This window comes from Sphingomonas rustica (assembly GCF_039652585.1).
GTDB classification, from domain to species: Bacteria; Pseudomonadota; Alphaproteobacteria; order Sphingomonadales; family Sphingomonadaceae; genus Sphingomonas; species Sphingomonas rustica.
Genome location: NZ_JBDIZK010000004.1, coordinates 1 through 25,071, shown reverse-complemented (window position 1 = coordinate 25,071; position 25,071 = coordinate 1). Strand labels below are relative to the sequence as shown.

The window sequence follows — 25,071 nt, the reverse complement described above, 5'->3', positions numbered from 1 at the left end:
CCCCGAGGCACAAACAGGTTCATGCTGAAAATCGAAAATCTCCAAGCCGAAATCGACGGCAAGCCGATCCTCAAGGGACTGACGCTCAGCGTCGATGCCGGGCAGGTCCATGCGATCATGGGCCCCAACGGCGCGGGCAAGTCGACGCTCGGCTATGTGCTGGGCGGGCGTCCCGGCTATGAGGTGACCGAGGGCTCGGTCACCTTCAACGGTCAGGACCTGCTCGAACTGGCGCCGCACGAGCGCGCCGCGATCGGCATGTTTCTGGGCTTCCAGTATCCGGTCGAGATTCCCGGCATCTCGAACGTCCAGTTCCTGCGCGAGGCGCTCAATTCGCAGCGCCGCGCGCGTGACGAAGCGCCGCTGTCGGGCGGCGAGTTCCTGAAGCTCGCCCGTGCCCAGGCGGAGGCGCTGGGGATGAGCATGGACATGCTCAAGCGGCCGGTGAATGTCGGCTTTTCGGGCGGCGAGAAGAAGCGCAACGAGATGGTCCAGATGGGCATCATCGGCCCCAGATTCGCGGTGCTCGACGAAACCGATTCCGGCCTGGATATCGATGCGCTGAAGGCAGTGGGCGAGGGGATCAACCGGATCATGCGCGCGCCCGACAAGGCGGTGCTGCTGATCACCCATTATCAGCGGCTGCTCGACTATGTGAAGCCCGACGTCGTCCACGTCCTGGCCGATGGCCGGATCGTGAAGACCGGCGGGCCGGAACTGGCGCACGAGCTCGAAGCCGAAGGCTATGGAGCGATCGCCGCGTGACGCCCGTTCTGGAACTTCCCGATCCCCGCATGGAGGCATGGCGTTGGGCGGACATGGAGACGCTGCGCGCCGCCGCCGGCTCCGCGCCCGTCATATCCGGCATCGATCCCGGGTCGTTGTTCCTCGACATCGACGGGCCGCGCCTGTGCTTCGTCGATGGCGCGTTCGAGCCGGCGCACAGCATTCCCGGCAAGGTCCAGGTCACGCGCCTGGCACCGGAAACCGCGCACCCCCTGGGCGGACTTGCCGCGGGGGAGGGCTGGGCCCTCTCGCTCGATGCCGCGCAGGCGGTATCCACCGTCCAGATCGTCCATGTCGGCACGGGTGGCGAGAACCATGTTCCCGCACGCATCCTGCTGGGCGAGGACGCGGTCGCCTCGGTGGTCGAGACCTATGCCGGCGCGGGCTGGGCCAATCGCATGACCGGCATGGTGCTGGCACGCGGTGCGCGGCTGATGCGCGCGGTCCGGCTGCTGCAGGATGACGGCTTCGTCTCGATCCGCGACGAGGCGGAGATCGGCGAGGCGGCCAGCCTCGTGTCCGTGTTCCTCGGCGCCGGCGGCATGGGCAGCCGCATCGACGGCGCGCTGAATGTCATCGGCAAGGGTGGCTTTGCCGAGATGGGCGGCGCATTGCTCACCAGTGGCACCCAGCGTCAGGAGGCGGCCGTCGCGGTCCGCCACGACGCGCTCGACGGCACCAGCCGCCAGATCTGGCGCGCCGTTGCCGCCGACCAGTCGACCGTCAGCCTGGCGGCACGCGCCGAAGTCGCGCGCGGCGCCCAGAAGACCGATGGCGAACAGTCGCTGCGCGGCCTGCTGCTCAAGCGCACCGCGACGGTGAACCTGAAGCCCGAGCTCGAGATTTTCGCCGACGACGTGAAATGCGCGCACGGCGCCACGGTCGGCGAACTCGATGCTCGCGCGATGTTCTACCTCCAGAGTCGCGGCCTGCCCGAGCCGCGCGCCAAGGCGCTGCTGACCCATGCCTTCGTCGCCGATGCGATCGACCGCATCGGGCAGGACAGCGTGCGCGAGGCCTTCGCCGCGGATGCCGAGCGCTGGCTGGAGGCTGCGCTGTGAGCGTGACCGCCGAAACCCGCCCCCTCGACCTGCTCGCCGACTTCCCGGCGATCCCCGAGGGCTGGGCCTATCTCGACACCGCCGCGACCGCGCAGAAGCCGCGGCCGGTGATTGATGCGATCCATCGCGGCTATGCCGAGACCTATGCCACGGTTCATCGCGGCGTCTATCAGCGCTCGGCCGACATGACCTATGCGTTCGAGGCGGCGCGCGAGCGGGTCGCCCGTTTCATCGGCGGCAAGTCCGAGGAAATCGTGTTCGTGCGCGGCGCGACCGAGGGGATCAACCTCGTCGCGCAATGCTGGGCCGGCACCCATCTCAAGGCGGGCGACCGGATCCTGCTGTCGACGCTAGAGCATCATTCGAACATCGTGCCGTGGCAGATGGTCGCGGAGCGCGTCGGCGCGCAGATCGACGTGGTGCCGCTGACGGCGGATCACCGCATCGACCTGCACGCGATGGAGGTGATGCTGACCGACCGGCACAAGCTGGTCGCGCTGGCCCATGTCTCGAACGTGCTCGGATCGACGCTGGACGCCCGCCGCGCCGCCGAACTGGCGCATGCGGTCGGCGCGAAGCTGCTGCTCGACGGTTGCCAGGCGGTCCCGCGCATGGCGGTGGACGTCGCCGCGCTCGGCTGCGACTTCTACGTCTTCTCGGGCCACAAGCTTTACGGCCCGACCGGGATCGGCGTGCTGTGGGGGCGCTACGATCTGCTCGACGCGATGCCGCCCTATCAGGGCGGCGGATCGATGATCGACCGCGTGACCTTTGCCAGGACCACCTATGCCCCGCCGCCGGGCCGGTTCGAGGCGGGCACGCCGCACATCGTCGGCGTGCTCGGGCTTCACGCCGCGGTCGACTATGTCGACGGGATCAGCCTCGATCGCATCCATGCGCACGAGGCCGCCCTGGTTCGCGAGGCACGGACCGCGCTGGCCGCGATCAACAGCGTCCGGCTGTTCGGGCCGGACGACAGCGCGGGAATCGTCTCGTTCGCAGTGGAGGGGGTGCATCCGCACGATGTCGCCACCATCTTGGACGAGGGACAGGTGGCGATCCGCGCAGGCCATCACTGCGCACAGCCGCTGATGGACCATCTGGGCGTGCCGGCAACCGCGCGGGCCAGCTTCGCGGTCTATAACGGGCTCAGGGATATCGAGGCGCTGGTACAGGGCGTCGAACGCGTGACGAGGATTTTCGGGTGAACGAGCAATCGAAGTTCGAGGTCGAACAGGTCGACAGCGTCTCCGCGCCGCCCAAGGCGCGCGTCGGGGACGAGATCGCGCCGGCGGAGCCGGTGCGCGAGACGTTCGAGCGCAAGCGCGACTATCTCGACGGTTTCCTGGCGCAAAAGCCCCAGCCGCTGTCGGGCGGCGAGCCTGGCGGCGCGCTGTACGAGGCGATCATCGATGCGCTGAAGGAGATCTACGACCCGGAGATTCCGGTGAACATCTATGATCTCGGCCTGATCTACGGCGTCGAGGTGACCGGGGACGGCCATGCGTCGGTGACGATGACGCTCACCACGCCGCATTGCCCGGTCGCCGAATCGATGCCGGCCGAAGTCGAACTGCGCGTCGGGTCGGTGCCGGGCGTCGGCCATGCCGAGGTCAGCCTGGTCTGGGATCCGCCCTGGGATCCGCAGAAGATGAGTGACGAGGCCAAGCTCGAACTTGGCATGCTGTGATCAATTCCCTCCCGCTTGCGGGAGGGGAGGAGTGGAATGATGACCGAGACCAAGCTTCGCGCCCGCCCCGCCGCGCTGACCCTGACCGAGCGCGCCGAGCAGCGGATCGCCGACCTGATGGCCAAGGCGCCCGAGGGTACGGTCGGCGTCAAGCTGTCGACGCCGCGCCGCGGTTGTTCGGGCCTCGCCTATTCGGTCGACTACGTGACCGAGGCCAAGCCGTTCGACGAGCGGATCGAGACGCCGGGCGGCAGTTTCTTCGTCGACGGTGCGTCGGTGCTGTATCTCATCGGATCGACGATGGACTGGGTCGAGGATGATTTCACCGCCGGCTTCGTGTTCCAGAATCCCAATGCCAAGGGATCCTGCGGCTGCGGCGAGAGCTTTACCGTCTGAACGGCCGGGCGTATCCGGCCGCTCCGACCGATCGTTCAGGAGCGCCGCATGCCCTATCCCCAGCCTTATGTCGCCGATGCCCAGCGCTATGACGGGCGCATGCCCTATCGCCGCTGCGGCCGATCGGGCCTCGACCTGCCGGCGATCAGCCTGGGCCTGTGGCAGAATTTCGGCGGCGCCGACGTGTTCGAGACCGGCCGCGCGATGCTGCGCCGCGCCTTCGACCGCGGCGTCACCCATTTCGATCTCGCGAACAATTACGGCCCGCCCTACGGATCGGCCGAGGAGAATTTCGGCCGGGTGCTGGCGAGCGACTTCGCCACGCACCGCGACGAGCTGGTCATCTCGACCAAGGCCGGCTGGGACATGTGGCCCGGGCCGTATGGCGATGTCGGCGGGTCGCGCAAATATCTGATCGCCTCGTGCGATCAGAGCCTGAAGCGGATGGGGCTCGATTATGTCGACATCTTCTATTCGCACCGCGTCGATCCCAGGACGCCGCTGGAGGAGACGATGGGCGCGCTCGCCCATCTCCATCGCCAGGGCAAGGCGCTCTATGTCGGCATTTCGAGCTATTCGCCCGAACTGACCCGCCGCGCCGCCGCGATCCTGGCGGACCACAAGGTGCCGCTGCTGATCCACCAGCCGAGCTATTCGATGCTCAACCGCTGGATCGAGGACAGCCTGCTCGACACGCTCGACGACCTCGGCACCGGCTGCATCGCCTTTTCCGCGCTGGCGCAGGGCATGCTCAGCTCGAAATATCTGAACGGCGTCCCCGCCGATGCCCGCGCGGCAAAGGGCGGGTCGCTGGGCCAGCGGCTGCTGAGCGAGGACAATCTGTCGCGCATCCGCGAGCTGGACCGCATCGCCCAGGCGCGTGGCCAGACGCTGGCGCAGATGGCGATCGCCTGGGTGCTGCGCGACCCGCGCGTCACCTCGGCGCTGATCGGCGCACGCACCGTCGAACAGCTCGACGATTCGCTCGACGCAGTGAAGAATCTCGATTTCTCCGGCGAGGAACTGGCGGCGATCGATCGCTTCGCGACCGAGGGCGGGATCGATCTGTGGAAAGTGTCTTCCGAACTGGGCGAAGCGTCATGAGCGTCGCGTTTCGCCGGGAAAGCGACGAGGAACATCTCGAGCCGAAGTTCGAGCTGCCGCTCCCCGCAGGTCCGAATCTGGTGACCGAACGCGGCCGGTCATTGATCGCCGCGAAGGTCGCCGAACTCGAATCGGCGATCGCCGCCGAGCAGGACGACGAGGCCCGCAACGTATTGAAGCGCCAGTTGCGATACTGGCACACCCGTGCCGCCACGGCCGAGGTGGTCGCACCGCCCCAGGGCGATGTCGTCGGCATCGGATCGCGCGTCCGCATCCGCCTTGCCGGCAAGGAACGGGTGATCGACGTAGTCGGCCATGACGAGGCCGATCCCGCCGCCGACCGCATCGCCTTCCAAGCCCCGCTCGCCCGCGCGCTGATCGGCGCGGAAGTGGGCGAGAAGGTCGACTTCAACGGCAAGGCAGAGGCGATCGAGATCCTGGAGACGACGCCGATTCCGTGAGGCTGACCGGCGCCCCGGCGACTATGTGGCCAATCCTCGCGTTATTCCTCAACTCCGGTTGAACAGTCCCCGCAGCCAGGGCGACGGCCCCTTGGTCGCCTGGCGCCAGTCGTCGAGGCTGTCCGCTTCGGGCGTGTAGCCCATCGGGTTGAACAGCCTCACCTTGCCCGCCTTGAACGCCGCGGCCTTGCGCGTCACCAGGGTCAGCCCCTGCTCCAGCGCGGTCGCGGCGATCAGCGCGTCGCGCATGTCGGCATAGCTCAGCCGCGCCGCGCGGCGCATGACCGCGGCGTCGAGCGCCAGGATCCGCCCCTCGAACGCCCGCGCGACCGGCCCCTCGATCCAGTCGCGCAGCGCGGCCGCCCCTGCCTTGTCGCGATCGGCGGCCAGGCGCGTCGCGCCGGTCTCGAGTTCGAGCAGGCTCAGTGCGGACAGGAACAGGCTCTGCCGCGGCACGCCGCCGGCCCAGGCGATCAGCTTGGCATCGGCGCCGCTGGCTTTTGCCCCGCGCAATTCCAGCACGATCGGGGTGTCGAGCAGGTACATTAGCGCCGATCCCAGGCGCCGGGTGTCCGCAGGGCGGCGGGGTCGAGGTCGATCGAATCGGGCGCGGCGAGCAGATCGACGATCGACTCGTTCTTGCTGGTCAGCTGGCGGAACGTCTCGATGCTCATCAGGACATGGGTCGGCCGGCCGCGATCGGTGACGAACACCGGTTCCATCCGGGCGAGTCGCTTCGCCTGGCTGACGTCCTGATTGAATTCGCGGCTGCTCACGACCTTCATCGGTGCCAGTATCCCCAGGTTTGACCGCGCTGTCATGTAGGTACGTACCTAGCTTGTTGTGCCTGCGCAACACAATCGGACAGTCGGCCGGAAATCGACTGCGCCTGCGCATTTTCCGGATTGCGCCCACCCCCCGCTTTCCGCTCCTTGACGATGCCTGGATCCGAAATCGGCCGGGACAACGGCCTTGGGGGAGGTATTTTCGATGCTGAGCGACTTGTGGAACGATGCGGTTCGGGCGCTTGGGGACGTGCTGTCCCCGCACGGACCGGCGGTGCAAGCCGCGAAAAGCTATGCGCCCTCGGACTACAGCATCCATTTCTTCCTGCAGCTTGCGGTGATCATCCTGGTCTGCCGGGTGGTCGGCTGGCTCGGCAAGAAATTCCTCGGCCAGCCCCAGGTGGTGGGCGAGATGATCGCCGGCGTCGTGCTGGGGCCGTCGCTGTTCGGCCTGCTCTTCCCCGATCTGCAGCTTGCGATCTTTCCCAAGGAAACGCGCAACGTCCTCTATGTCGGTGCCCAGCTCGGCGTCGGCCTGTACATGTTCATGGTCGGCCTCACGCTGCGGCTCGACCATTTCCAGTCCAAGGCGAAGAGCGCCGCCAGCGTCTCGGCCGCGGGGATCATCGTCCCGTTCCTGCTTGCGGCGTTGATCACGCCGATGCTGCTGGGCGTGCCGGGCCTGTTCGCGCCGCGCATCTCGCAGGGGAATGCGACCCTCTTCCTTGGCGCCTGCATCGCGCTCACCGCTTTCCCGATGCTTGCCCGCATCATCAACGAGCGCGGCCTCGCCAATTCGTCGCTCGGTACGCTGTCGCTGACGGCGGGCGCATTCGATGACGCCACCTCCTGGTGCGTGCTTGCCATCGTGCTCGCGACTTTTGGCGGCGGGCCGGGCGTGGCCGTCATCGCGATCGGCGGGGCGGTGCTCTACACCGGCTTCATGCTGCTCTACGGTCGCCGTCTGCTGGCGCCGCTTGGCCGCATGGTCGAGGAAAAGGGCGAGATGAGCACCCAGATGCTCGCCGTCGTCATGATGCTGTTCTGCGCGTCCTGCTTCGTCATGGATGCGATCGGCATCCACGCGATCTTCGGCGGCTTCCTGCTGGGCGCCTGCATGCCGCGCGGCCTGTTCGTCGAGGAGCTGAAGCGCAAGGTCGAGCCGCTGGCGGTCGTCCTGCTGCTGCCGATGTTCTTCACCTATTCGGGGCTCAACACCCGGATGGACATGGTCAATTCGGTCGAGCTGCTGCTGATCGCGCTGGGCATCCTTGCCGTGTCGGTCGTGGCCAAATTCGGGGCCTGCTATGCCGCGGCGCGGCTGTCGGGCGAGGACAACCGGACCGCGCTGGGCATCGGTGCGCTGATGAACTCGCGCGGGCTGATGGAACTGATCATCATCAACATCGGCCTGCAAAAGGGGATCATCGGCCCGACGCTGTTCTCGATCCTGGTGCTGATGGCGATCGTCACCACCGTGATGGCGACCCCCGTGTTCGAACTGGTCTATGGCCGAAAGGCGCGCGAGAGCGGCGAGCTCGACGCGCTGCCCCAGGACGGCGAACGCCGACCGCTGGCCCGCGCCGCCTGACTTTCCTCCCTGGGCCGGTCCGCATCGTGTGGGCCGGCCCTTCTTTAGCGGATGATCCCATGAAGATGCTGGCGGTGCTGCCGGCGGTGCTGGCCTGCAGCACCGTCTGGGCTCAGGACGTCTCGATCAAACCCAATGCCGATCTTCGGCTGCGTTACGAGCATGTCGATCAGGACGGCCTGCCGCGCGAGGCCGATGCGCTGACCCTGCGGGCGCGGCTGGGCGTCACCGCTGCCCGTGGCCCCTGGTCTGCGCTGGTCGAGGGCGAGGCGGTCCTCGCGCTCAACGACCGCTATAATGACGGGCTCAACGGCCGCACCGCCTATCCGGTCGTGGCCGATCCCGGCAATCTCGAACTCAATCGCGCCCAGCTTCGCTATGCGGACAAGGGCGGGCAGGCCGTGACCCTGGGCCGCCAGCGGATCGAGCTGGCCGATCAGCGCTTCGTCGGTTCGGCGCCGTGGCGTCAGAGCGAGCAGACCTTCGACGCGGTGCGGGTCCAATATGGCAGGTCGCTCGGGGTGCAGATCGACCTCACCTATGCGGCAAGCCTGCGCACCGTGAACGGGCGTCAGGGTTTCGGCGCACGGCCGGCATCGGTCGACGGCGACAATGTCTTCGCGCTGCTCGGCTACGCGCTGAAGCCCGGCACGCTGACCGCCTTCGCCTATCTGGTCGATCAGGACTTGGCCGCGCTGCAGGGCTATCGCCTGTCGAGCCAGACCTATGGCGTGCGCTTCGCCGGCGCGACCCCGATCGGCAAGGGTGCCAGGCTCGGCTATACCGCCAGCTGGGCACGGCAGAGCGACTGGCATCGCAACCCGAACGACTATGCCGCGACCTATGCGCTGGGCGAGGCGACGCTGGCCGTCGGCGGGTTCAACGCAGCGGCCGGATATGAGGTGCTGGGTGCCGACACGGGCGCGGCGCTGACCAGCGTCCAGACGCCGCTCTCGTCGCTGTTCAAATGGAATGGCTGGGCCGGAAAGTTCGGCACGACCCCGCCGGACGGCCTGCGCGACGCCTATGCGACGTTCGGCCATGGCTGGAAGGGGGCGGGGCCGTTCGACCAGCTCAGCCTTTCCGCGACCCTCCACCGCTTCGACAGCGATCGCGCGGTCCGCCACTATGGCGACGAACTCGACCTGTTGCTCACCGCCCGGCGCGGAAAGGCAACCGTCTCGGCACGCCTCGCCCATTATCAGGCGGACAGGTGGGCGACCGACACCGACAAATTCTGGCTCCAGCTCGACTGGAGCTATTGAACCGCCCGCCCGCCTGTCATCAAGGCGTCGCGCACCCCCGGCAACTACGTCCCGTGCAACAGGCGCGTCGAACGCCATGTCGCCGTCTTGCGTCACCCGACGCGGGCGGACATTGCGGTCGGCCATTTCAGCGGGAGAGTGCGATGACGGTTCACAGCAATCTGGAACGCTTTGCCGGCAAGCCGGTGATCGATTTTCGCAAGTCCGGCGACATCGCCCGCTTCGCCGAAACCGCGCCGCGGCTGCGCTGCGAATATGACGACAAGACCACGCTGAGCGAGCTTCTGGACGCGATGCTTGCCGAACCCAATTCGGGTGCGACCCAGGCACTAGTATTCGGCCTGTGGGCCGAGAATGGCGAAACCTATGAAGTCGGTCCCACGCCGGCGATCGAGAAGCTGGTCTCCGCTCGCGCTCAGCTGCCCGATCTGTCCGCCCTGTTCTTCGGTGACATCATTTCCGAGGAAAACGAGATTTCCTGGATCGAGCAGGGCGATTATTCCGCGATCTGGGCGGCTTTCCCCCGGCTGGGCCACTTCGCCGTACGGGGCGGCAATTCGCTCAGCCTCGGCAGCATCCAGCATGACCAGCTCCATACGCTGATCGTCGAGGCCGGCGGCCTGCCCAAGACGGTAGTGGACCAGGCGCTGGCCGCCAGGGCGCCGATCCGGCATTTCGAACTCTGGCTGGGATCGGACGAATACGGCGCCGACACCTCGGTCGACGACTTCTCCGACCTGTTCGCCGGGACGCTGTTCCCGCAACTCGAGACGCTGGCGCTGCGCAACTCCGAATATAGCGATGCGCTTGCCGAGGCGATCGCCGCCGCGCCGGTGCTCGACCGGATCAGGAAGCTCGACCTGTCGATGGGTACGCTGACCGACACGGGCGCGCGGGCGCTGATCGCCTCGGGCAGGCTGGGCAAGCTGGAGACGCTCGACATCTCGCATCATTACGCCAGCCCCGAAGTGGTCGAGGAATTGCGCGCCGCGACGCCGAACTTGGTCGCCGACGAGCCACAGACCGCGGAGGAATGGGACGGAGAGCGGCACTATTATATCGCGGTCTCCGAATGACGGCACCGCCGGGCGGGGCGCCCGGCCGCATCGTCGTCCTCGGCGCGGGCGCGGGACCTCGCCACGACAGCTTCGTGGCGGCGTGCGTCGATCGCCTGGGCGGGGCGCCGGCCAGCCTCGCCTGGGACCGGTTCCTAGCCGACCCCGATCGGCTGGCCGCGATGCTGCGACCCGGCGGCTATCTGCGCATCGATACGCCCGACCAGCAGCCGGGCCCGATCGCGGCGCTGTACCGCGCGGGCCGGGATGCCGCCGCTGCCGCCGGGTTCGAAACGCTGTCCGATTCCCGGATCGACGGGCTTGCTGCCGGCGAGATCGGATCGCCCGCCCAGCTTGCCTTCGGGCTCGGTGCGGCGACGGCCCGGGCCGAGGCGACCGCGCGCGCGTGCGGTGGACAGGTCTCGACTTCGGCAGCGGATGTCGCCTGTGCCTTCGACAAGGCCGCAGCGCGCGATCGGCTGGCCGCCGCAGGCGTGCCGGTGCCGTTCGCGCTGGCGGCGCCCGAGAGTTTCGATGACCTCGTTGCCGCGATGGAGGCTGCCGGCCTCTCCCGCGTGTTCGTGAAGCTGCGCCACGGCTCGGCCGCGGCGGGGATGATCGCGCTTGCCCGACAGGGCGACCGCTGGATCGCGACGACCACCGCGGTCGACGGGGAGGGCGGACGCATTCTCGCCAGCCGCAACCTGCGACGGCTGACCGACCGGGGCGACCTTGCTCGCCTCGTCGATCGGCTCGCCCCGCTCGGCTTGCATGTCGAGCGCTGGCTGCCCAAGATCGGGATCGACGGCCGGGTCGCCGATGTCCGGCTGGTGATGCTCGACGACGGATCGATCCATCCCGTATTGCGCACCAGCCGCCATCCGATAACCAACCTCCATCTTGGCGGCGACCGCGCACCGGTCGATGCACTGGTGCGCCGGATCGGCGATGCCGCCTGGCAGTCGGTCCTTGCCTCCGCCCGGTCGGCGGCGTGCCGTTTCGCCGACAGCCATGTCCTCGGGCTCGACATTGCGGTGCTGGCCGACGGCCGACGCCACGCCGTGCTCGAAGCCAATATATTCGGCGATTTCGTCAAGGATTTCACGCCGGGCGCGCGCAGCCCGCATGCCGCGCAGCTGGACCGGATCGCCGCCAGGCTCGAACCGGACAGGGCGGCGACATGAGCGCGGCGATCGACGCGGCTGCCTGTCTCGGCAGCCACGACATTCTGTTGATGACCTTCGACACCTTGCGGCTCGACGTGGCGAGGGCGGCACTGGCGCACGGTGAAACGCCCAATCTCGCCGCGCTGTTGCCCGCCACTGGCTGGGAGCATCGCCACACGCCCGCCAGCTTCACCTATGCCGCGCACCAGGCATTTTTTGCCGGGTTCCTGCCGACCCCTGCCGTGCCGCGCGAGGATCAGCCCGCCGCGCATCGCCGTCTGTTCGCGGCACGCTTCCCGGGCAGCGAAACGACCGCCGACGGGACTTTGGTGTTCGACGCGCCCGACATCGTGACCGGGCTGGCGGGGCAGGGCTACCGGACGATCTGCATCGGCGGCACCGGCTTCTTCAACAAGCGTTCTCCGCTCGGCTCGGTGCTGCCCGGCCTGTTCGACGAAAGCTGGTGGGACGAAAGTCTTGGCGTCGCCTGTCGCGACTCCGCCGCCAATCAGGTCGCGCGTGCGGTCGAGCGGATCGAGGCGCAGCCCGCGGATCGCCGCCTGTTCGTTTTCGTCAACCTGGCCGCCTGCCATCCGCCGCATCATTTCTATCGGGAGCAGGGCGATGTCGACTCGCCGGACAGCCAGCGTGCGGCGCTTGCCGATGTCGACCGGCGTCTGCCGCCGCTGTTCGCGGCGCTGCGCCGCCGCGCGCCGCTGCTCACGATTCTGACCTCGGACCACGGCACCGCCTTTGGCGAGGACGGCTATCACGGGCATCGCATCGGCCATTCCAGCGTCTGGGACGTCCCCTATGCGCAAATCTTGCTGGAACAGGAGCGAGGCGCCTGATGGCCAGTACCGTCCGCACGCTCGCCGGTCCCGCCGATCTCGGGCCGCTCTATCAGGATTATGCCTATGGCTATCCGCACAAGAACGCCTATCGCGCCTTCGATCCGCCGATCGCGCTGAGCGAGCTGTGGGCGACCGAGCGGAAGGACCGGATCTTCCTCTATCTGCACATCCCGTTCTGCGAGATGCGCTGCGGCTTCTGCAACCTGTTCACTGTCGCGAATCCCGACGAGGACCGGGTCGACCGCTATCTCGCCGCGCTGACCCGCCAGATGGAGGCGGTGCGCGAGGCGATCGGTCCGGTGCGGCCGGTGCGCATGGCGATCGGGGGCGGCACCCCGACACTGCTCGGCGCCCCAGCGCTCGAACGGCTGTTCGACACGACCGCAAGGCTGATGAACGCCGACTCGCGGCTGTTGCCGACCGCGATCGAGACCTCGCCCAAGACCGCCAGGCGGGAGACGATCGCGCTGCTGTCGGACCGCGGCATCGACCGGATCAGCATCGGCGTACAATCGTTCATCGAGGACGAGACCAGGGCGATGGGGCGGCCGCAGGATCCCGCGCGCCTGGCTGCCGCGCTCGATACGATCCGCGACCATCGTTTCGGTCGGCTCAACATCGACCTGATCTATGGCGCCGCGAACCAGACGCCGGACAGCTGGCGCCATTCGCTGCGCCGCGCTCTGGCGTGGCAGCCCGAAGAGATCTTCCTCTATCCGCTCTATGTTCGCCCTCGCACTGGCCTCGACGGGCGCGGGCGGGTCGAGGACGAGCATCGCCGCGCGCTCTATCGCATCGGCCGCGACCTGCTGCTGGCCGAGGGCTATGTCCAGAACTCGATGCGCGCGTTCCACCGCCCGGTCGCGGCGGTCGATCCCGACGAGGAGTTCAGTTGCCAGGAGGACGGCGTGCTCGGCATCGGTACCGGCGCGCGCTCCTATACCGCAACTGCCCATTATGCGACGCGCTATGCCGTCACCCGGCGCGGCGTGCTCGACATCATCGACGATTATGCCGCCAGCCCGGCCGATGCCTTCCGCTTCGCCCATCACGGCATCACCCTGTCGCAGGACGAGGCGATGCGGCGCTACGTCCTGAAGTCGATCCTGAGGCGCGACGGACTGGATTGCGCCCGTTTCGCCCAGCTCTACCGCATGTCGCCGGTCGAGGCCTTTCCCGCGCTCGACCTGCTTAGGGAGATGGGGCTGCTGGTCGATCGGGACGGCAAGCTTTGTCCGACCGACGCCGGGCTGGAACATGCCGATGCGATTCCGCCGCTCTTCTATTCGGACGCGGTGCGCGCGCGAATGACGGGCGCGGCGGTCCGGTGAGCGACGGGCTCACCATCCTGTGGCGCGGGCCGCTGTCGGGCTGCAACTATGATTGCGGCTATTGCCCCTTTGCGAAGCGACGCGACAGCCGCGCGACCCTTGCCGCCGATCGCGCCGCGCTGGAGCGGTTCACCGACTGGGCGATCGCGCGCGACCGTCCGACCTCGATCCTGTTCACGCCTTGGGGCGAGGCGCTGATCCGCCGCCATTATCGCGACGCGATCACCCGCCTGTCGCACGCGCCGCACATCGACACCGTCGCGATCCAGACCAACCTCTCAGGGTCGATCGGCTGGATCGCTGGGTGCGACCCGCGCGCCACTGCCTTCTGGGCGACCTATCATCCGGGCGAAACCGATCGCGCGCGATTCGTGGACAAGATCCATGCGCTGGCGGCGATGGGGGTGCGCTACAGCGTCGGCGTCGTCGCGCTGCGCGAGCATTTCGAGGCGATCGAACGCCTTCGCGCCGACCTGCCGCCCGACGCCTATCTCTGGATCAACGCCGAGGAATCGCTCCAGGGCTGCTATTCCGACGCCGAGGTCGAGCGCCTCGCGGCGATCGACCCGCTGTTCGAACTCAACAACCGTGCCTGGCCCAGCCGCGGCCGCGCCTGCGCCGCGGGCGACAGCGCGATCTCCGTCAGCGGCGACGGCACCGCGCGGCGGTGCCACTTCATCCCGACGCCGATCGGCAATATCTACGATCCCGGCTTCGACGCGCTGCTCCGCCCGTCCCCCTGTCCGCAGGCAAGCTGCAACTGCCATATCGGCTACAGCCATCTGAAGGACCTCGACCTGCCCGCGTTGTTCGGCGACGGCATGGTCGAGCGCCGCGCGAGCCGGCCCCGTCGGGACGACGCCCGACGCACGATCGCGCGGTTCGCGGGTGGCGCTGCCTGAGGCCTATCGAGCCGCAGGCAGCGCGCCTATCCATCGTTCCAGAAACGCCGCAAACAGGTCCGGCCAGCGCGACGCGGGCAGCGCATCGGGCAGCCGCAGGGCGAAGCCGTGGCCGCCCTTGTCATAGCCGTGAAACTCGGCCGGGCGCCCCGCCGCCAGAAGCCGCTCGTACAGCGCGAGGCTGTTGGCGATCGGGACCACGCGATCGTCGGCGGCGTGCAAGAGGAAGCAGGGCGGCGTGGACTCGGTGACACGGGTCTCGACCGACGCGGCCAGCCGATCGACCTGCGATGCCGCCTCGCCCAGCAGTGCCTCGCGCGACCCCCTATGGGTGAACGGCGCGGCCATGCTGACCACCGGATAGATCAGCCCCGCCGCATCGGGCCGCGCCGACAGGCGGTCCTGCGCGTCGACGGGACGATAGACTGGCTCGTCGTGCCGCGTCGCCAGGCTGGCGGCGAGGTGACCGCCGGCGGAGAAGCCGAGCACCGCGACACGCCCGGGATCGATGCCGAACCTGCCGGCCGTGCCCCGCACCCGGCGGATCGCCCGCTGCGCATCGGCAAGCGGGACATGCGCGCGATCGCGCCAGCCTTCGCCCGGCAGCCGATAGGCGAGGATGAACACGGTCATGCCCCGATCGGTCAGCCAGCGCGCCTGCTCCTCGCCCTCGCGGTCCCAGGACAGGAAGCCATAGCCGCCGCCCGGCATGACGATCACCGCCGCGCCGTTCGGCCTGGCGGGGCGCCGTACCGACAGCCACGGGCGGTCGATGCCGCTGAGCCAGCGCACCGGCACCGCCGGATCCTGCGACTTCTGCTCGATCCGGACTTCGGGAAGCCGATCGGGCGCGCCCGGCGGTCGGTCGGGCCAGAGCATCAGCCGCTCGTCCGCCGGATCCTGCGTGCGAGTCACGGCGAGCGCGGCGGGCGTCGCCAGCGGCAACGTACCCAGCACGGCCAGCAGTCCGCGCCGCGAGATGCGCGTCACATCAACTGGCACAGGTCGAGCACGTCCATGTCGGAATAGTCGAGATTCTCCCCCGCCATCGTCCAGATAAAGGCATAGGCGCGGGTGCCGACGCCCATATGGATCGACCAGGGCGGGCTGATCACCGCTTCGCCGTCCTGAAGGACCACGCTGCGCGTCGCCTCGCCCTGGCCCATGAAATGAACGACCCGGTCCTGCGCCACATCGGGCAGGTCGAAATAGAAATAGATCTCGCTGCGCCGCTCATGGACGTGCGGCGGCATCGTGTTCCACACGCTGCCCGGCTCGAGGATCGTCAGCCCCATCGCCAGCTGCGCGCTGTCGCACGTGCCCGGCAGGATCATCTGGTGGATGCGCCGGGCATTCGCCTCCTCGGCCGTCCCGCGAACCAGGATCGCGGCATCGTCGAGCCCGATGCGGCGTGTCGGAAAGGCGCGATGCGCCGGGCTGGACGCCAGATAGAAGCGCGCGCCGCTGCCCGAGAAGACGACCTCATCCGCGCCCATGCCGACATAGAGGCAGTGTTTCGGTGCCAGCGCGAACGCGGTGCCGTCCACGGTCACCACCCCCTCGACCGCGCCGACGTTGAAGATCCCCATCTCCCTGCGCTCGAGCAGCGAGCGCCCCGCGGCAGAGGGCGGTTCCTGTTGCCGCGGCAGCGACACGGGTCCGGCGCCAACCCGTACCCCGCCGATGATCAACCGGTCGGCATGGGTATAGGCGAGCACGCACGCGCCCTCGCGGAACAGGTCGTGGATCAGGTAGCGATCCCGCAGGTCCGCGTTCGACGCCCCCGCCATCATGTCCGGATGGGTGCCGTAATAAGTGCGCGCGAACATCGCCGTCCTGCCCCCCGAAACCGTTCAGCGCGCCGGCGCGAGCCGGTCGACCTGCGTCGCCGCCAGCAGGAACGCGCCGACCGCATAGTCGTGCGTGTCCTCGTACCGCACGAGCATCGGCCGGTCGCCGATCGCCTGCACCCAGCCGAGCCGCCCGTCGGGATGGACGGTGCGGGTCAGCGCGGTCCAGCCCTTGCGGATCGCCGGCAGATAGGTCGCGCGGTCGAGCAGCCCCTCGTTCACGCCCCAGGCCAGGCCATAGACATAGAAGGCCGTCCCGCTCGATTCTGGCAGCGATTCCGCCGGATCGGCCAGCAGCGACGGCGCCCAGAATCCGTCGGGCTTCTGGATGCTCAGCAGCTTGCCCGCAATCTTGCGGTACAGCTCGACCAGCCGCGCGCGATCGGGATCGCCCTTGTCCAGCAGCGGGATCATCCGGGCCAGTCCGCCCAGCACCCAGCCATTGCCGCGCGACCAGAACAGCTTTCGCCCCTTGGCATCGTGCTCGTCGAAGAACGAGCTGTCGCGGAAGAACAGGTTTTCGCTCGGATCGAACAGATAATCGGTCGTCGCCCAGAATTCGCGCATCGCGAAATCGCGGTAGCGCCGGTCGCCGGTGACCTTGCTCATCTCCAGCCAGGCCGGCGGCGCCATGAAGAGGGCGTCGCACCAGCACCAGCGATCGACGCATTTCGGAGCTGCCCGCTCGAACTTCAGGTCGACGGTCGAGGGGTTGGAAAGCACCCGGTCGAAGGTCGCCCGCATCTTGGCGATCGCCGCGTCCCCGATGCCGTTGCGTGCCGCCCAGAAATAGGTCTGGCCGACCATATGGTCGTCGGCATGATAGAGCCGGTCGCCCAGCGCCCAGTCATTGGCCACGCCGCGCTGGATCAGCATCTGGCGATAGCGCGGCTCGCGGCTGAAATCGGCGAACTGCGCCAGCCCGATCAGGAACGCCCCCTGTTCCCAGCCCTTGGGATCGAGCGGGTAGCGGTTGCCGGTCTTCACCTTGGGATAGGCGCTGCCGCCCGCCAGCTCGGCAATGTGATAGTCCGCAACCTTCTCGCCGATCGCCAGGATCGCCCTGCGGTTCCACGGCGCGGGCGCGTTCAGCCGGATCTGGCCTGCGGCGGGCGCGGTCTGCGCGACGGCGGCCGGGGCCGGCGCCAATGCGGTCGTCGCCAGCGCGATCAGCAGGGTGGCGGTCAGGGGATGCTTCATCATTTCCTCTCGGTTGCGCGCTGCGCCGGATCGGGGTGGAAGGGGTTGGGCGGTGCGACGAAACGCGACGCCCAGCCGTTCGGCCGCTCTGCCAGGTCGAGCTCGAGCACGCCGCCCGCCGCCAGTTCGCGTTGGGTGATCCACGCCCGGTCGATCGCTCGCCCGTTCAGCCGCGCGCCGGTCACAAAACGACGCTCGGCCGACGCGCCGGACGCGCGCACCTCGAAACTGCGTCCGCCCTCCAGCGCGATCCGCGCGCGGGTGAAGACCGGCGATCCGATATAGTAGAAGGGCTGACCGGCATTGGGGAACAGCCCCATCGCGCTCCACACATACCAGGACGACATCGCCCCGGCATCGTCATTGCCGGGCAGGCCGTCATGGGTCGGACGATATTGCTTCGCCATGATCGCCCGCACGCGTTCGGCAGTGCGGTCGGGCCGCCCGGCATGGATATAGAGATAGGCGGCCAGGAAGTCGGGCTCATTGCCATGATCATAGCCGCCCGCATGGGCATCGGTCTCGAACAGCGTGTCGAGCCAGGCAACGAAGCCCGTGTCCCCGCCGGTCTTGCCGATCAGGCCGGCGACATCGTGCGGCACATAGGTCGAATATTGCCGGCTCGACCCTTCGTAGAAGGGCGCGTCCCACCAGGCGGTGGTGTTGTCGGGATAGAGATGGTTGCAGTCGAAATCGGGAATCCAGCTGCCATCGGCATGGCGCGGGCGGATACAGCCCAGCCGGTCGTCCCACAGGTTGCGCCAATTGCCGGCGCGCTTGCCGAACCGCGCCGCCTCGCCCTGCTTCCCCATCGCTACCGCCACCTGGGCGATGGCAAAGTCGTTATAGGCATATTCCAGCGTGCGCGACGCCGATCGCGTCTCGTTCTGCGACATATAGCCCAGCCGCAGATAATCCTTCAGCGCCCGGCCCTGATTGATCGGATCGTCCGAATCGACATCGCCATTCTTCACGATCGCCTGCCACGCCAGCTCGCGATCGAACCCGCCCAGTCCCTTCACCACCGCGTCGGCGATCAGCACGTCGCTGTTCGATCCGCCCTGGGTCATGCCGTTCGCACCGGCGATGCGCGCATCGGGCAGCCAGCCGGTTTCCTTGTAGGTATCCAGCAGCGATTCGATCATGTCGCGCTGGCGCTTCGGCTGGATCAGGGTGAGCAGCGGGTGCAGCGTGCGGAACGTGTCCCACAGCGTGTAATAATCCTCGTAATGCGGCCGCCCGTCGGGGCTACCGCCGACGCGCTCGCCGGTCACGTCGTGCGGCATGGTGTGGCTGCGATACAGCGCGCTGTAGAAATTGCGGCGCTCGTCCTCGCTCCCGCCCGCAACCTCGATCTGCGACAGCGCGTCGCGCCACTGTTTCGCCGCCGCCTGGCGACGGGTGTCGAAGTCCCAGCCGGGCAGTTCGGCGAGGTTGGCCCGCGCCTGCTCGACGCTGACGAAGGAGACCGCGATCTTCATGCGCACGACCGGGTCGGACCGCGTGTCGAAGCTGGCGAAGCCGCCCAGCCGGTTCGACGGATCGCTCCGCTGGTCGCCGCCGGTTGCCCCCGCGCCGGGGTGCAGGTCCAGCGTGCCGCGCGTCGCGTTCCATCCGCCGATCCGCACCGGATCGCGGTCGAAGGTCGCGGCGAAATACAGGGTGAGCGGCGCGACATTCCACCCGCCGGCGAACGACGCCGTCCCGCCCAGCGTGCGTTTGTCGAGCACCCGCACCTCGGCGCTGCTCGCCTTGGGACCCTTGCCCATCAGCTGGATTGCCGAGGTCGCATCGACGATCAGATTGGCCTCGGCCGTCGCCGGAAAGGTGAAACGGCCCATGCCCGCCATGCGGCTGGCGGTCAGTTCGCTGCGCACCGCGCCGATGCGCGTCGCATAATAGCCGGGGGTGCCGCGTTCGTCCGCGCGCTTGAAGACCAGGTTGCGCGGATCGACCGGCCCGGTCGTCGGGGTCACGCGGAAATTGCCATATTTGCTGTCGCCGCCGGTGCCGCTGACATGGGTAACGCTGAAGCCGGTCAATTCCGATCGGCCGTCATAGCCGTTGGTCGATCCGCGCACCGTATCGGGGCTGAAGGTGACGAAGCCGAACGGCACGCCTGCGCCGGGCACGGTATTGCCGTTATTGTCCGCGCCGACGAAGACGTTGACCGAAGCGACCGGATCGGTCGCGGGCGGTGCCTCCTGCGCTGCGCCCGATGACACCAGCGACACTGCGGCCACCACCGCGCCAAGGCGTGCAATCCGTTTCATTCGTTTTCCCCCGCGGGCGAAAAAAATGGCGGCCACTCGTGCGGGTGGCCGCCAGTTGGGGTCAATAGCGGTACGAGATGCCGAAGGTGAACGTCCGCCCGACATGGCTGTCGAACAGCGTGTCCTGCCGCACCGAGTCGACCAGGATCGTCTGGTGCTCGTCGGTCAGGTTCTGCGCCTCGAAGGTGAGCTTGAACTTGTCGGTCAGCGACCACGAAGCCGACATGTCGACATAGACCGTGCCCTCGACCGTATCGACGTCGCTCAGCGAGTTGATCGACGGCACCGCGCGGATGAAGTCCGACCGATAGGCGGCCGACCCGCGGATGCTGAACCGGTCGGTCTCGTAATAGAGCGTCGCGTTGACCTGGTCCTTCGACATGCCGGCCAGCGGGGCCTTCCGGGTCGCACCCGTGGTCGCGTTCAGGATATATTCGATGTCCGACGTGACGTGGGTGTAGTTCAGCAGGATGCCGGTGTTCGACAGGAAGCCGGGCAGGAAGCGCAGCTGATGCTGATAGTTCACCTCGATCCCGTGGAGCGGCCCGCCCTTGGTGTTCGCCAGGTTCGTGACGGTGAACAGGTCCTGCGGCGTCGCCTGCGATCCCTGCAGCAGCTCGGGTGGCAGGCCGGTGTCGGTATAGGGGATCAGGCGCTGGAGCGTCTGGATATAGGTGTCGATGTCCTTGTAGAAATAGCCGACCGACAGGATGCTGCCCGGTGCGAAATACCATTCGGCCGACAGGTCCAGCGTCTTGGCGCGGATCGGCTCGAGCAGCGCGTTGCCGACCGATACGGTGCGGATCGTCGGGTTGAACCCGCCGCTGGGCGACAACTGGCCCAGGTCGGGGCGTGCGATCACCTTGGCGGCTGCGACGCGCAGCAACAGGTTCGGCGTCACTTCGCCGGTCAGGTTAACCGACCACAGCCAGTCGTCATAGCTGCGATCGACCGTGACGGGGGAATAGTTGCGCCCGTTCACCGGCGTCGGCAGCGTGATATAGCCGAACGAGGTCTGGTCGGTGGTGACGTAGCGCAGCCCGACATTGCCGCGGATCGGCATGAACGTCGCCACTTCGAATTCGGCCTGGGCGAAGGCGCCCTTGACCGTCTCGTCGACCGAGAAATTGCCGCCCAGCGCGGTACCGTTCTCCGGCCCGCTGAAGGCGAAATTGCCGGTGTTGCTGTCCAGCCCGAACAGGTCGTTGAACTTGGCGTGATCCGCCTTGATCCAGGCATTGGGCATGCCGTCGCCCAGCCCCTTGCCGAAGCCGCCGACGCGCGTCGTCAGGTCGGCGAGCGTGACGCCGGCGGGAAGGCTCGGGGTGAAGCTCGATATCGCCGCTGCGCGCTGGAGCTCGCGGCTGGTGAAATTGTTGACGCGAACCTCGCCGCCGACGCGCAGGCGCAGCGCCGGGTCGAGCGTGATCAGCGCGTTCAGCGCATATTGCTCGTTCTGGAACTCGGTGAACACCTTGCGCGCCCCATAGGTGCCGCGCACCGTCCCGTCGGCCAGCATCGGCCCGAAGGCGAAATTGTTCGGATCGGTGATGTCGAACCCGAAATTGATGACCGGGATCCGGCCCCCGCCGCGGAAGTCATAGGAGAAGCCGTTGCTGTTCACCCGGTCCAGCCGCAGGTCGACCCGGTACGGCTCGTCCATGTTCGTCCGGCCGATGCCGGCATAGGCATCGACGCTCAGCCAGTCGCTGAACTCATGTTCGGCGGTTAGCGCGACCTGCTTGAAGGTCGAGGTGTAGAGGTCGCGCGTCGACCAGGAGGACACGTCCATCCCGTTGTACAGCGCATATTGGACGGTCTTGTCGGGCGAGACGACGGCATCGACGATCGAGACATGCGGCTTGCCGTTGTTGCCGACGCCGCGCCCGGTAGCGAGCGCGCCCATGAACTCGTCGTACCGCTCCATGTCGTAGCGGGCATAGAGTCCGTCGATCGAGATGTTGGTCCGCTCCGTCGGCTTCCACTGCAGCGATGCGGTGAGGCCCAGCCGCTCATAGTCCTGGTCGCTGCGCATGTAGCGCGGGAAACGGGGGTGGAACCCGCCGCCGCCGACCACCGCCTGATAGGCCGCGACCGATCCGGTGCGCGGTACGCCGGTGGCGCAATTTGCGGCATCGGTGCCCTTCATCGGATCGGTGGCGGGGTTCTGCGGCGTGACCCCGATCGGGCTGCAGAAGCCGCCATCGACCAGCGCGGGCATGATCCCGGCGGGCGAATAGCCCTCTTCACGGGTCTTGCGCTGGGTATAGGCGGCCGACACGAGCACGCCGAACGTGCCGTCGGCGAACTGCTTCGACAGCAGCCCGGCCAGGCGCGGTCCCGCATCCTGGTTGAGGTCGTTGTAGATGACCTTGGCGGAGGCGGCGAGGACGAAGTCCTGCTTGTAATCGAGCGGCCGCGGCGAGCGCAGGTCGACCGTGGCGCCCAGCGAGCCTTCCGACGTGTCGGCCGAATAGGTTTTCCGCACCGTCAGGTTCTGGAAGATTTCCGAGGCGAAGACGTTAAAGTCGAACCCGCGGCTGCGGCCGCTGGTGCCCTGGACGTCCGACCCGGAAATGCCGCTGTTCGCTTCCATGCCGTTGACGCGGGTGCGGGTGAAGATCGGACCCAAGCCGCGCACCGTGATCGCGCGGCCCTCGCCGCCGTCGCCGCGGGTCAGCGCGACGCCGGGCACGCGCTGCATCGATTCGGCCAGGTTCGCGTCGGGGAACTTGCCGATATCCTCGGCCAAGATGGTGTCGACGATGCCTGCCTGGTTGCGCTTGATATCGAGCGCACGGCTCAGGCTGCCGCGAAAGCCGGTGACGACGATTTCGGAGGCAGGGTCTTCCTGCGTCTCGGTCTGTTCGTCCGCGGGAGCCGACTGCGCCAGGGCGGCACCCGACTGCAACGCCAGCGCCAGCCCGAGAAGTGACGCGCCAAACCGCCACTCGGGCCGAGCCGCGGACACAGGATTCCTGTTCAACCTCATGCAAACCTCCCCTTTTCCCTGCGACCTGCCCGGGCTGATATGCCGAGTCGTCCGATCGTTGCCCGGCACCTAACCGACCGATCCGGAAAGTGCAATAAGTTGTAGTATAACTTTTTATCTATGGCGCATTCCCGCGGGGACAAATGTCGCGAATGGGACTATCAAGTTAATGATACAAAAGGAATAAAGCCCATTTTATCTGGGAGCATGACAGCGGCGATAAGTTATCGTATAAGCTGGCGGGCAAGGTTGAGGAGGGGATATGACGAGGGCCGCCAGGGGGCTTGGCTGCGCAGTGATCGCGGCGCTGTCTTGGGTGACGGTCGCGCACGCGCAGACGCCGGGTGCCGAAACCGCTCGGGTGGCCCGGCCGCCGATGAAGCCGGCGCCGGACCATGTGCCCCGCGCGACGGTGGTGGTCGCCGATTATCGCTATGACGATCTCCTCTGGGAGAATGACCGGACCGCGCATCGCATCTATGGCGCGGCGCTCGAGGCGGTCGAGCCGCCCTCGACGTCCGGCATCGATGCCTGGGGCAAGCGGTTTCGCTGGCCGTTCATGGACCGCCAGCTGCGCACCGGCGACCAGCATGCCGATCATGGCGAGGGGCTCGACTTCTACAACGTCAACGAATTCCGCGGTGCCGGCGGCTTGGGCGTCTGGCAGGACAACAAGCTGTGGGTGTCGCGCAACTATCGCGGGCACCGGATCCTGAAGAATGGACCGGACGAGGCGCGGTTCGAGGTCGATTATGCGCCCTGGCCGGTCGGGACCGCGCGCAGCGTCTGGGAAACGCGCCGCTTCTCGCTGCCGCTCGGCACCAATTTCACGCGCATGGTCTCGACGATCCACTCGGACAAGCCGGGTCCGCTGGTCGTCGGCATCGGCATCAGCCGCAAGGCGACATCGGACCGCCCCGGCCGCCTGACCGTGGATCGCGCGCGCGGCCGGCTGGTGTGGTGGGGGCCGGACGAGCCGGGCAAGGGATCGATGGGCGTGGCGCTGATGGTCGATCCGAAACGGATCGAGGCGATCCGCGACGATGCCAACAATCACCTTGTCCTGATCCGCGTCGAGGCGGATCAACCCTTTGTCTATTATATGGGCGCGGCATGGAGCGGCGGACCGGATTTTCGAACCGAGGCGGACTGGGTGCGACATGTGTCCGGTCAGACTCCCGAGTTCGATCCGGCCCGCTGATTGCCCCGTCGCCCCGAGTTTCAGAAGAAAGATCGCTGCCATGTCGGACTCGCTTACCGACCGTCTCTATGAAAGCCTCGAACGCCAGATCCGCTCCGGCGCCTGGGCTCCCGGCTCGCGCCTGCCGTCGCAGAAGGACGTGGCGGAAGCCGAATCGGTCAGCCGCACCGTGGTGCGCGAGGCCTTTGCCCGGCTCTCCGCCCAGGGACTGACGCTCTCGCGCCAGGGCTCGGGCGTCTATGTCGCCGAGAACGCGCCCTATCGGGCATTCCAGGTCACGCGTGAGGAGCTGGTCGAGCTTGCCGACGTCATCAAGCTGCTCGAGATCCGACTGGCCGTGGAGGCCGAGATGGCGGCGCTCGCCGCATCGCGCCGGACCACTGCAGACATCGTCGCGATCCGCGACGCGCTGGAGCGCATGGCGCAGACCGGCGGCGATGCCGAGGCGGCGGCGCGCGCCGATTCCGAATTCCATCTCGCCATCGCCCGGGCGACGCAGAACGACTATTATGTCCGGATCATCGATTTCCTGGGCGTCCGGCTCGTTCCTCCGCGCACCCTGTACCTGCGCGACGAATCCGAAGAGGGGCATCGCCGTTATGCCGAGATGATCCACCGCGAACATGACGCGATCCTCGATGCGATCGTCCGCATGGATCCGTCGACCGCCCGGCAATGCGCGCGCCAGCATATGCAGGAAAGCCTCAACCGGCACTCGCGGCTGAGTACGGTCGCGCGGTGAGGCGCGGCTAGAGCATTTTCAAGTTGACCGTATACGGTCAACGACTTGGAAAATGCGGCATCGAAAACGCTCTAGCAGGCTGTTGAAGAAGTCCATTTTCGGGCGATGAAGGGATATTCGTCGCCATAACGGTAGCAGATTTCGCCGTGGAGGGAGCCGTCCGACTGGAGTTCGGCTGAGCCATCTCCGGCTACCTCGGTCATTTCGTCGCTGCCGTCCCAGGAGAAGTCGATGCTGGTCGCCTCGGTGTTGCTCGCCTCCCAGATGTGTCCGGTGCAGCATCCGAAGGCGAACTCGCCCGAACCATTCCCCTCGAACAGGATATAGGCTGGCTCGACCATAGCGGGATAATCGGCCTCGAAGTCG

Annotated in this window: 24 protein-coding genes; 16 read left to right on the top strand and 8 right to left on the bottom strand. The window is 67.5% G+C overall.

The genetic code is table 11. The features are described 5' to 3' along the window. Positions 1 to 21 precede the first annotated feature (21 nt). Genes sufC through TPR58_RS07795 form a run of 7 tightly spaced genes read left to right on the top strand, consistent with a single transcriptional unit; the run spans position 22 to position 5,498 of the window. Complete coding sequence (gene sufC / locus TPR58_RS07825) at positions 22 to 765, top strand: Fe-S cluster assembly ATPase SufC (RefSeq protein ID WP_346246079.1); 744 nt, start codon at positions 22 to 24, stop codon at positions 763 to 765. Beyond that, positions 762 to 1,847 carry a SufD family Fe-S cluster assembly protein gene (locus TPR58_RS07820; RefSeq protein ID WP_346246078.1) on the top strand — a complete coding sequence of 362 codons (1,086 nt, stop codon included), beginning with the start codon at positions 762 to 764 and terminating at the stop codon, positions 1,845 to 1,847. Before sufC ends, TPR58_RS07820 begins: the two co-directional genes overlap by 4 nt. Then, a complete protein-coding gene (locus tag TPR58_RS07815; protein ID WP_346246077.1) occupies positions 1,844 to 3,055 on the top strand; it encodes a cysteine desulfurase in 1,212 nt (403 codons plus the stop codon). Before TPR58_RS07820 ends, TPR58_RS07815 begins: the two co-directional genes overlap by 4 nt. Further along, the gene (locus TPR58_RS07810) at positions 3,052 to 3,537 is read left to right on the top strand and encodes an SUF system Fe-S cluster assembly protein (protein WP_346246076.1); all 486 of its coding nucleotides are present in this window, start codon (positions 3,052 to 3,054) and stop codon (positions 3,535 to 3,537) included. Before TPR58_RS07815 ends, TPR58_RS07810 begins: the two co-directional genes overlap by 4 nt. A 36-nt stretch (positions 3,538 to 3,573) precedes the next feature. Next, the gene (locus TPR58_RS07805) at positions 3,574 to 3,933 is read left to right on the top strand and encodes a HesB/IscA family protein (protein ID WP_346246075.1); all 360 of its coding nucleotides are present in this window, start codon (positions 3,574 to 3,576) and stop codon (positions 3,931 to 3,933) included. Positions 3,934 to 3,981: 48 nt separating this feature from the next. Then, positions 3,982 to 5,037 (top strand): L-glyceraldehyde 3-phosphate reductase, encoded by a 1,056-nt coding sequence (mgrA, locus tag TPR58_RS07800; protein WP_346246074.1) that lies wholly within the window; start codon positions 3,982 to 3,984, stop codon positions 5,035 to 5,037. Further along, the gene (locus TPR58_RS07795) at positions 5,034 to 5,498 is read left to right on the top strand and encodes a GreA/GreB family elongation factor (protein WP_346246073.1); all 465 of its coding nucleotides are present in this window, start codon (positions 5,034 to 5,036) and stop codon (positions 5,496 to 5,498) included. Before mgrA ends, TPR58_RS07795 begins: the two co-directional genes overlap by 4 nt. Before the next feature lie 48 nt (positions 5,499 to 5,546). Here the strand turns inward: TPR58_RS07795 and TPR58_RS07790 are convergent, their stop codons facing one another. Beyond that, positions 5,547 to 6,044: a PIN domain-containing protein gene (locus tag TPR58_RS07790; RefSeq protein ID WP_346246072.1), complete on the bottom strand. Its 498-nt coding sequence runs from the start codon at positions 6,042 to 6,044 to the stop codon at positions 5,547 to 5,549. Beyond that, positions 6,044 to 6,283 carry a type II toxin-antitoxin system Phd/YefM family antitoxin gene (locus TPR58_RS07785; RefSeq protein WP_346246071.1) on the bottom strand — a complete coding sequence of 80 codons (240 nt, stop codon included), beginning with the start codon at positions 6,281 to 6,283 and terminating at the stop codon, positions 6,044 to 6,046. The genes TPR58_RS07790 and TPR58_RS07785 overlap by 1 nt, the downstream gene beginning before the upstream one ends. Positions 6,284 to 6,488: 205 nt before the next feature. On the opposite strand from TPR58_RS07785, the gene TPR58_RS07780 reads away from it, so the two are divergent. The 7 genes from TPR58_RS07780 (at position 6,489) to TPR58_RS07750 (ending at position 14,447) form a co-directional block, all read left to right on the top strand. Further along, positions 6,489 to 7,874: a cation:proton antiporter gene (locus tag TPR58_RS07780; RefSeq protein WP_346246070.1), complete on the top strand. Its 1,386-nt coding sequence runs from the start codon at positions 6,489 to 6,491 to the stop codon at positions 7,872 to 7,874. A gap of 59 nt (positions 7,875 to 7,933) precedes the next feature. Then, complete coding sequence (locus TPR58_RS07775) at positions 7,934 to 9,139, top strand: alginate export family protein (protein ID WP_346246069.1); 1,206 nt, start codon at positions 7,934 to 7,936, stop codon at positions 9,137 to 9,139. A 143-nt stretch (positions 9,140 to 9,282) separates the two neighbouring features. Next, a complete protein-coding gene (locus tag TPR58_RS07770) occupies positions 9,283 to 10,215 on the top strand; it encodes an STM4015 family protein (RefSeq protein ID WP_346246068.1) in 933 nt (310 codons plus the stop codon). After that, the gene (locus tag TPR58_RS07765; protein ID WP_346246067.1) at positions 10,212 to 11,378 is read left to right on the top strand and encodes an STM4014 family protein; all 1,167 of its coding nucleotides are present in this window, start codon (positions 10,212 to 10,214) and stop codon (positions 11,376 to 11,378) included. The genes TPR58_RS07770 and TPR58_RS07765 overlap by 4 nt, the downstream gene beginning before the upstream one ends. Continuing rightward, on the top strand, positions 11,375 to 12,211 hold the full coding sequence (locus TPR58_RS07760; protein ID WP_346246066.1) for an STM4013/SEN3800 family hydrolase: 837 nt from the start codon (positions 11,375 to 11,377) through the stop codon (positions 12,209 to 12,211). Before TPR58_RS07765 ends, TPR58_RS07760 begins: the two co-directional genes overlap by 4 nt. Further along, complete coding sequence (locus tag TPR58_RS07755; protein WP_346246065.1) at positions 12,211 to 13,545, top strand: STM4012 family radical SAM protein; 1,335 nt, start codon at positions 12,211 to 12,213, stop codon at positions 13,543 to 13,545. The genes TPR58_RS07760 and TPR58_RS07755 overlap by 1 nt, the downstream gene beginning before the upstream one ends. Next, complete coding sequence (locus TPR58_RS07750; protein ID WP_346246064.1) at positions 13,542 to 14,447, top strand: STM4011 family radical SAM protein; 906 nt, start codon at positions 13,542 to 13,544, stop codon at positions 14,445 to 14,447. Before TPR58_RS07755 ends, TPR58_RS07750 begins: the two co-directional genes overlap by 4 nt. 3 nt (positions 14,448 to 14,450) lie before the next feature. Here the strand turns inward: TPR58_RS07750 and TPR58_RS07745 are convergent, their stop codons facing one another. From TPR58_RS07745 to TPR58_RS07725, 5 genes are all read right to left on the bottom strand, one after another. Continuing rightward, on the bottom strand, positions 14,451 to 15,437 hold the full coding sequence (locus TPR58_RS07745; protein WP_428835705.1) for an alpha/beta hydrolase: 987 nt from the start codon (positions 15,435 to 15,437) through the stop codon (positions 14,451 to 14,453). Beyond that, on the bottom strand, positions 15,434 to 16,276 hold the full coding sequence (kduI, locus tag TPR58_RS07740) for a 5-dehydro-4-deoxy-D-glucuronate isomerase (protein WP_346246063.1): 843 nt from the start codon (positions 16,274 to 16,276) through the stop codon (positions 15,434 to 15,436). The genes TPR58_RS07745 and kduI overlap by 4 nt, the downstream gene beginning before the upstream one ends. 24 nt (positions 16,277 to 16,300) lie before the next feature. Next, positions 16,301 to 17,500 carry a glycoside hydrolase family 88/105 protein gene (locus TPR58_RS07735; protein ID WP_346246062.1) on the bottom strand — a complete coding sequence of 400 codons (1,200 nt, stop codon included), beginning with the start codon at positions 17,498 to 17,500 and terminating at the stop codon, positions 16,301 to 16,303. Beyond that, a complete protein-coding gene (locus TPR58_RS07730; RefSeq protein ID WP_346246061.1) occupies positions 17,497 to 19,770 on the bottom strand; it encodes a GH92 family glycosyl hydrolase in 2,274 nt (757 codons plus the stop codon). Before TPR58_RS07730 ends, TPR58_RS07735 begins: the two co-directional genes overlap by 4 nt. Before the next feature lie 61 nt (positions 19,771 to 19,831). Further along, positions 19,832 to 22,762 carry a TonB-dependent receptor gene (locus tag TPR58_RS07725; RefSeq protein ID WP_346246060.1) on the bottom strand — a complete coding sequence of 977 codons (2,931 nt, stop codon included), beginning with the start codon at positions 22,760 to 22,762 and terminating at the stop codon, positions 19,832 to 19,834. Positions 22,763 to 23,024: 262 nt separating this feature from the next. Here TPR58_RS07725 and TPR58_RS07720 point away from each other — a divergent pair, with 262 nt between their 5' ends. Both TPR58_RS07720 and TPR58_RS07715 read left to right on the top strand, forming a co-directional pair. Further along, on the top strand, positions 23,025 to 23,963 hold the full coding sequence (locus tag TPR58_RS07720; protein ID WP_346246059.1) for a DUF4861 family protein: 939 nt from the start codon (positions 23,025 to 23,027) through the stop codon (positions 23,961 to 23,963). Between the two features lie 40 nt (positions 23,964 to 24,003). After that, positions 24,004 to 24,705 (top strand): FadR/GntR family transcriptional regulator, encoded by a 702-nt coding sequence (locus TPR58_RS07715; protein WP_346246058.1) that lies wholly within the window; start codon positions 24,004 to 24,006, stop codon positions 24,703 to 24,705. 71 nt (positions 24,706 to 24,776) lie between these two features. On the opposite strand, the gene TPR58_RS07710 is transcribed toward TPR58_RS07715, so the two are convergent. Further along, positions 24,777 to 25,071 (bottom strand): hypothetical protein (locus TPR58_RS07710; protein WP_346246057.1); only part of this gene is annotated, 295 nt, incomplete at its 5' end.

What these genes read in the sequence shown, in the direction of transcription:
- sufC (WP_346246079.1), top strand. Translation starts at nt 22, where the DNA reads ATGCTGAAAATCGAAAATCTCCAAGCCGAAATCGACGGCAAGCCGATC.
- TPR58_RS07805 (WP_346246075.1), top strand. Translation starts at nt 3,574, where the DNA reads ATGATGACCGAGACCAAGCTTCGCGCCCGCCCCGCCGCGCTGACCCTG.
- mgrA (WP_346246074.1), top strand. Translation starts at nt 3,982, where the DNA reads ATGCCCTATCCCCAGCCTTATGTCGCCGATGCCCAGCGCTATGACGGG.
- TPR58_RS07795 (WP_346246073.1), top strand. Translation starts at nt 5,034, where the DNA reads ATGAGCGTCGCGTTTCGCCGGGAAAGCGACGAGGAACATCTCGAGCCG.
- TPR58_RS07790 (WP_346246072.1), bottom strand. Translation starts at nt 6,044, where the DNA reads ATGTACCTGCTCGACACCCCGATCGTGCTGGAATTGCGCGGGGCAAAA.
- TPR58_RS07785 (WP_346246071.1), bottom strand. Translation starts at nt 6,283, where the DNA reads ATGAAGGTCGTGAGCAGCCGCGAATTCAATCAGGACGTCAGCCAGGCG.
- TPR58_RS07780 (WP_346246070.1), top strand. Translation starts at nt 6,489, where the DNA reads ATGCTGAGCGACTTGTGGAACGATGCGGTTCGGGCGCTTGGGGACGTG.
- TPR58_RS07775 (WP_346246069.1), top strand. Translation starts at nt 7,934, where the DNA reads ATGAAGATGCTGGCGGTGCTGCCGGCGGTGCTGGCCTGCAGCACCGTC.
- TPR58_RS07770 (WP_346246068.1), top strand. Translation starts at nt 9,283, where the DNA reads ATGACGGTTCACAGCAATCTGGAACGCTTTGCCGGCAAGCCGGTGATC.
- TPR58_RS07765 (WP_346246067.1), top strand. Translation starts at nt 10,212, where the DNA reads ATGACGGCACCGCCGGGCGGGGCGCCCGGCCGCATCGTCGTCCTCGGC.
- TPR58_RS07760 (WP_346246066.1), top strand. Translation starts at nt 11,375, where the DNA reads ATGAGCGCGGCGATCGACGCGGCTGCCTGTCTCGGCAGCCACGACATT.
- TPR58_RS07755 (WP_346246065.1), top strand. Translation starts at nt 12,211, where the DNA reads ATGGCCAGTACCGTCCGCACGCTCGCCGGTCCCGCCGATCTCGGGCCG.
- kduI (WP_346246063.1), bottom strand. Translation starts at nt 16,276, where the DNA reads ATGTTCGCGCGCACTTATTACGGCACCCATCCGGACATGATGGCGGGG.
- TPR58_RS07735 (WP_346246062.1), bottom strand. Translation starts at nt 17,500, where the DNA reads ATGATGAAGCATCCCCTGACCGCCACCCTGCTGATCGCGCTGGCGACG.
- TPR58_RS07730 (WP_346246061.1), bottom strand. Translation starts at nt 19,770, where the DNA reads ATGAAACGGATTGCACGCCTTGGCGCGGTGGTGGCCGCAGTGTCGCTG.
- TPR58_RS07725 (WP_346246060.1), bottom strand. Translation starts at nt 22,762, where the DNA reads ATGAGGTTGAACAGGAATCCTGTGTCCGCGGCTCGGCCCGAGTGGCGG.
- TPR58_RS07720 (WP_346246059.1), top strand. Translation starts at nt 23,025, where the DNA reads ATGACGAGGGCCGCCAGGGGGCTTGGCTGCGCAGTGATCGCGGCGCTG.
- TPR58_RS07715 (WP_346246058.1), top strand. Translation starts at nt 24,004, where the DNA reads ATGTCGGACTCGCTTACCGACCGTCTCTATGAAAGCCTCGAACGCCAG.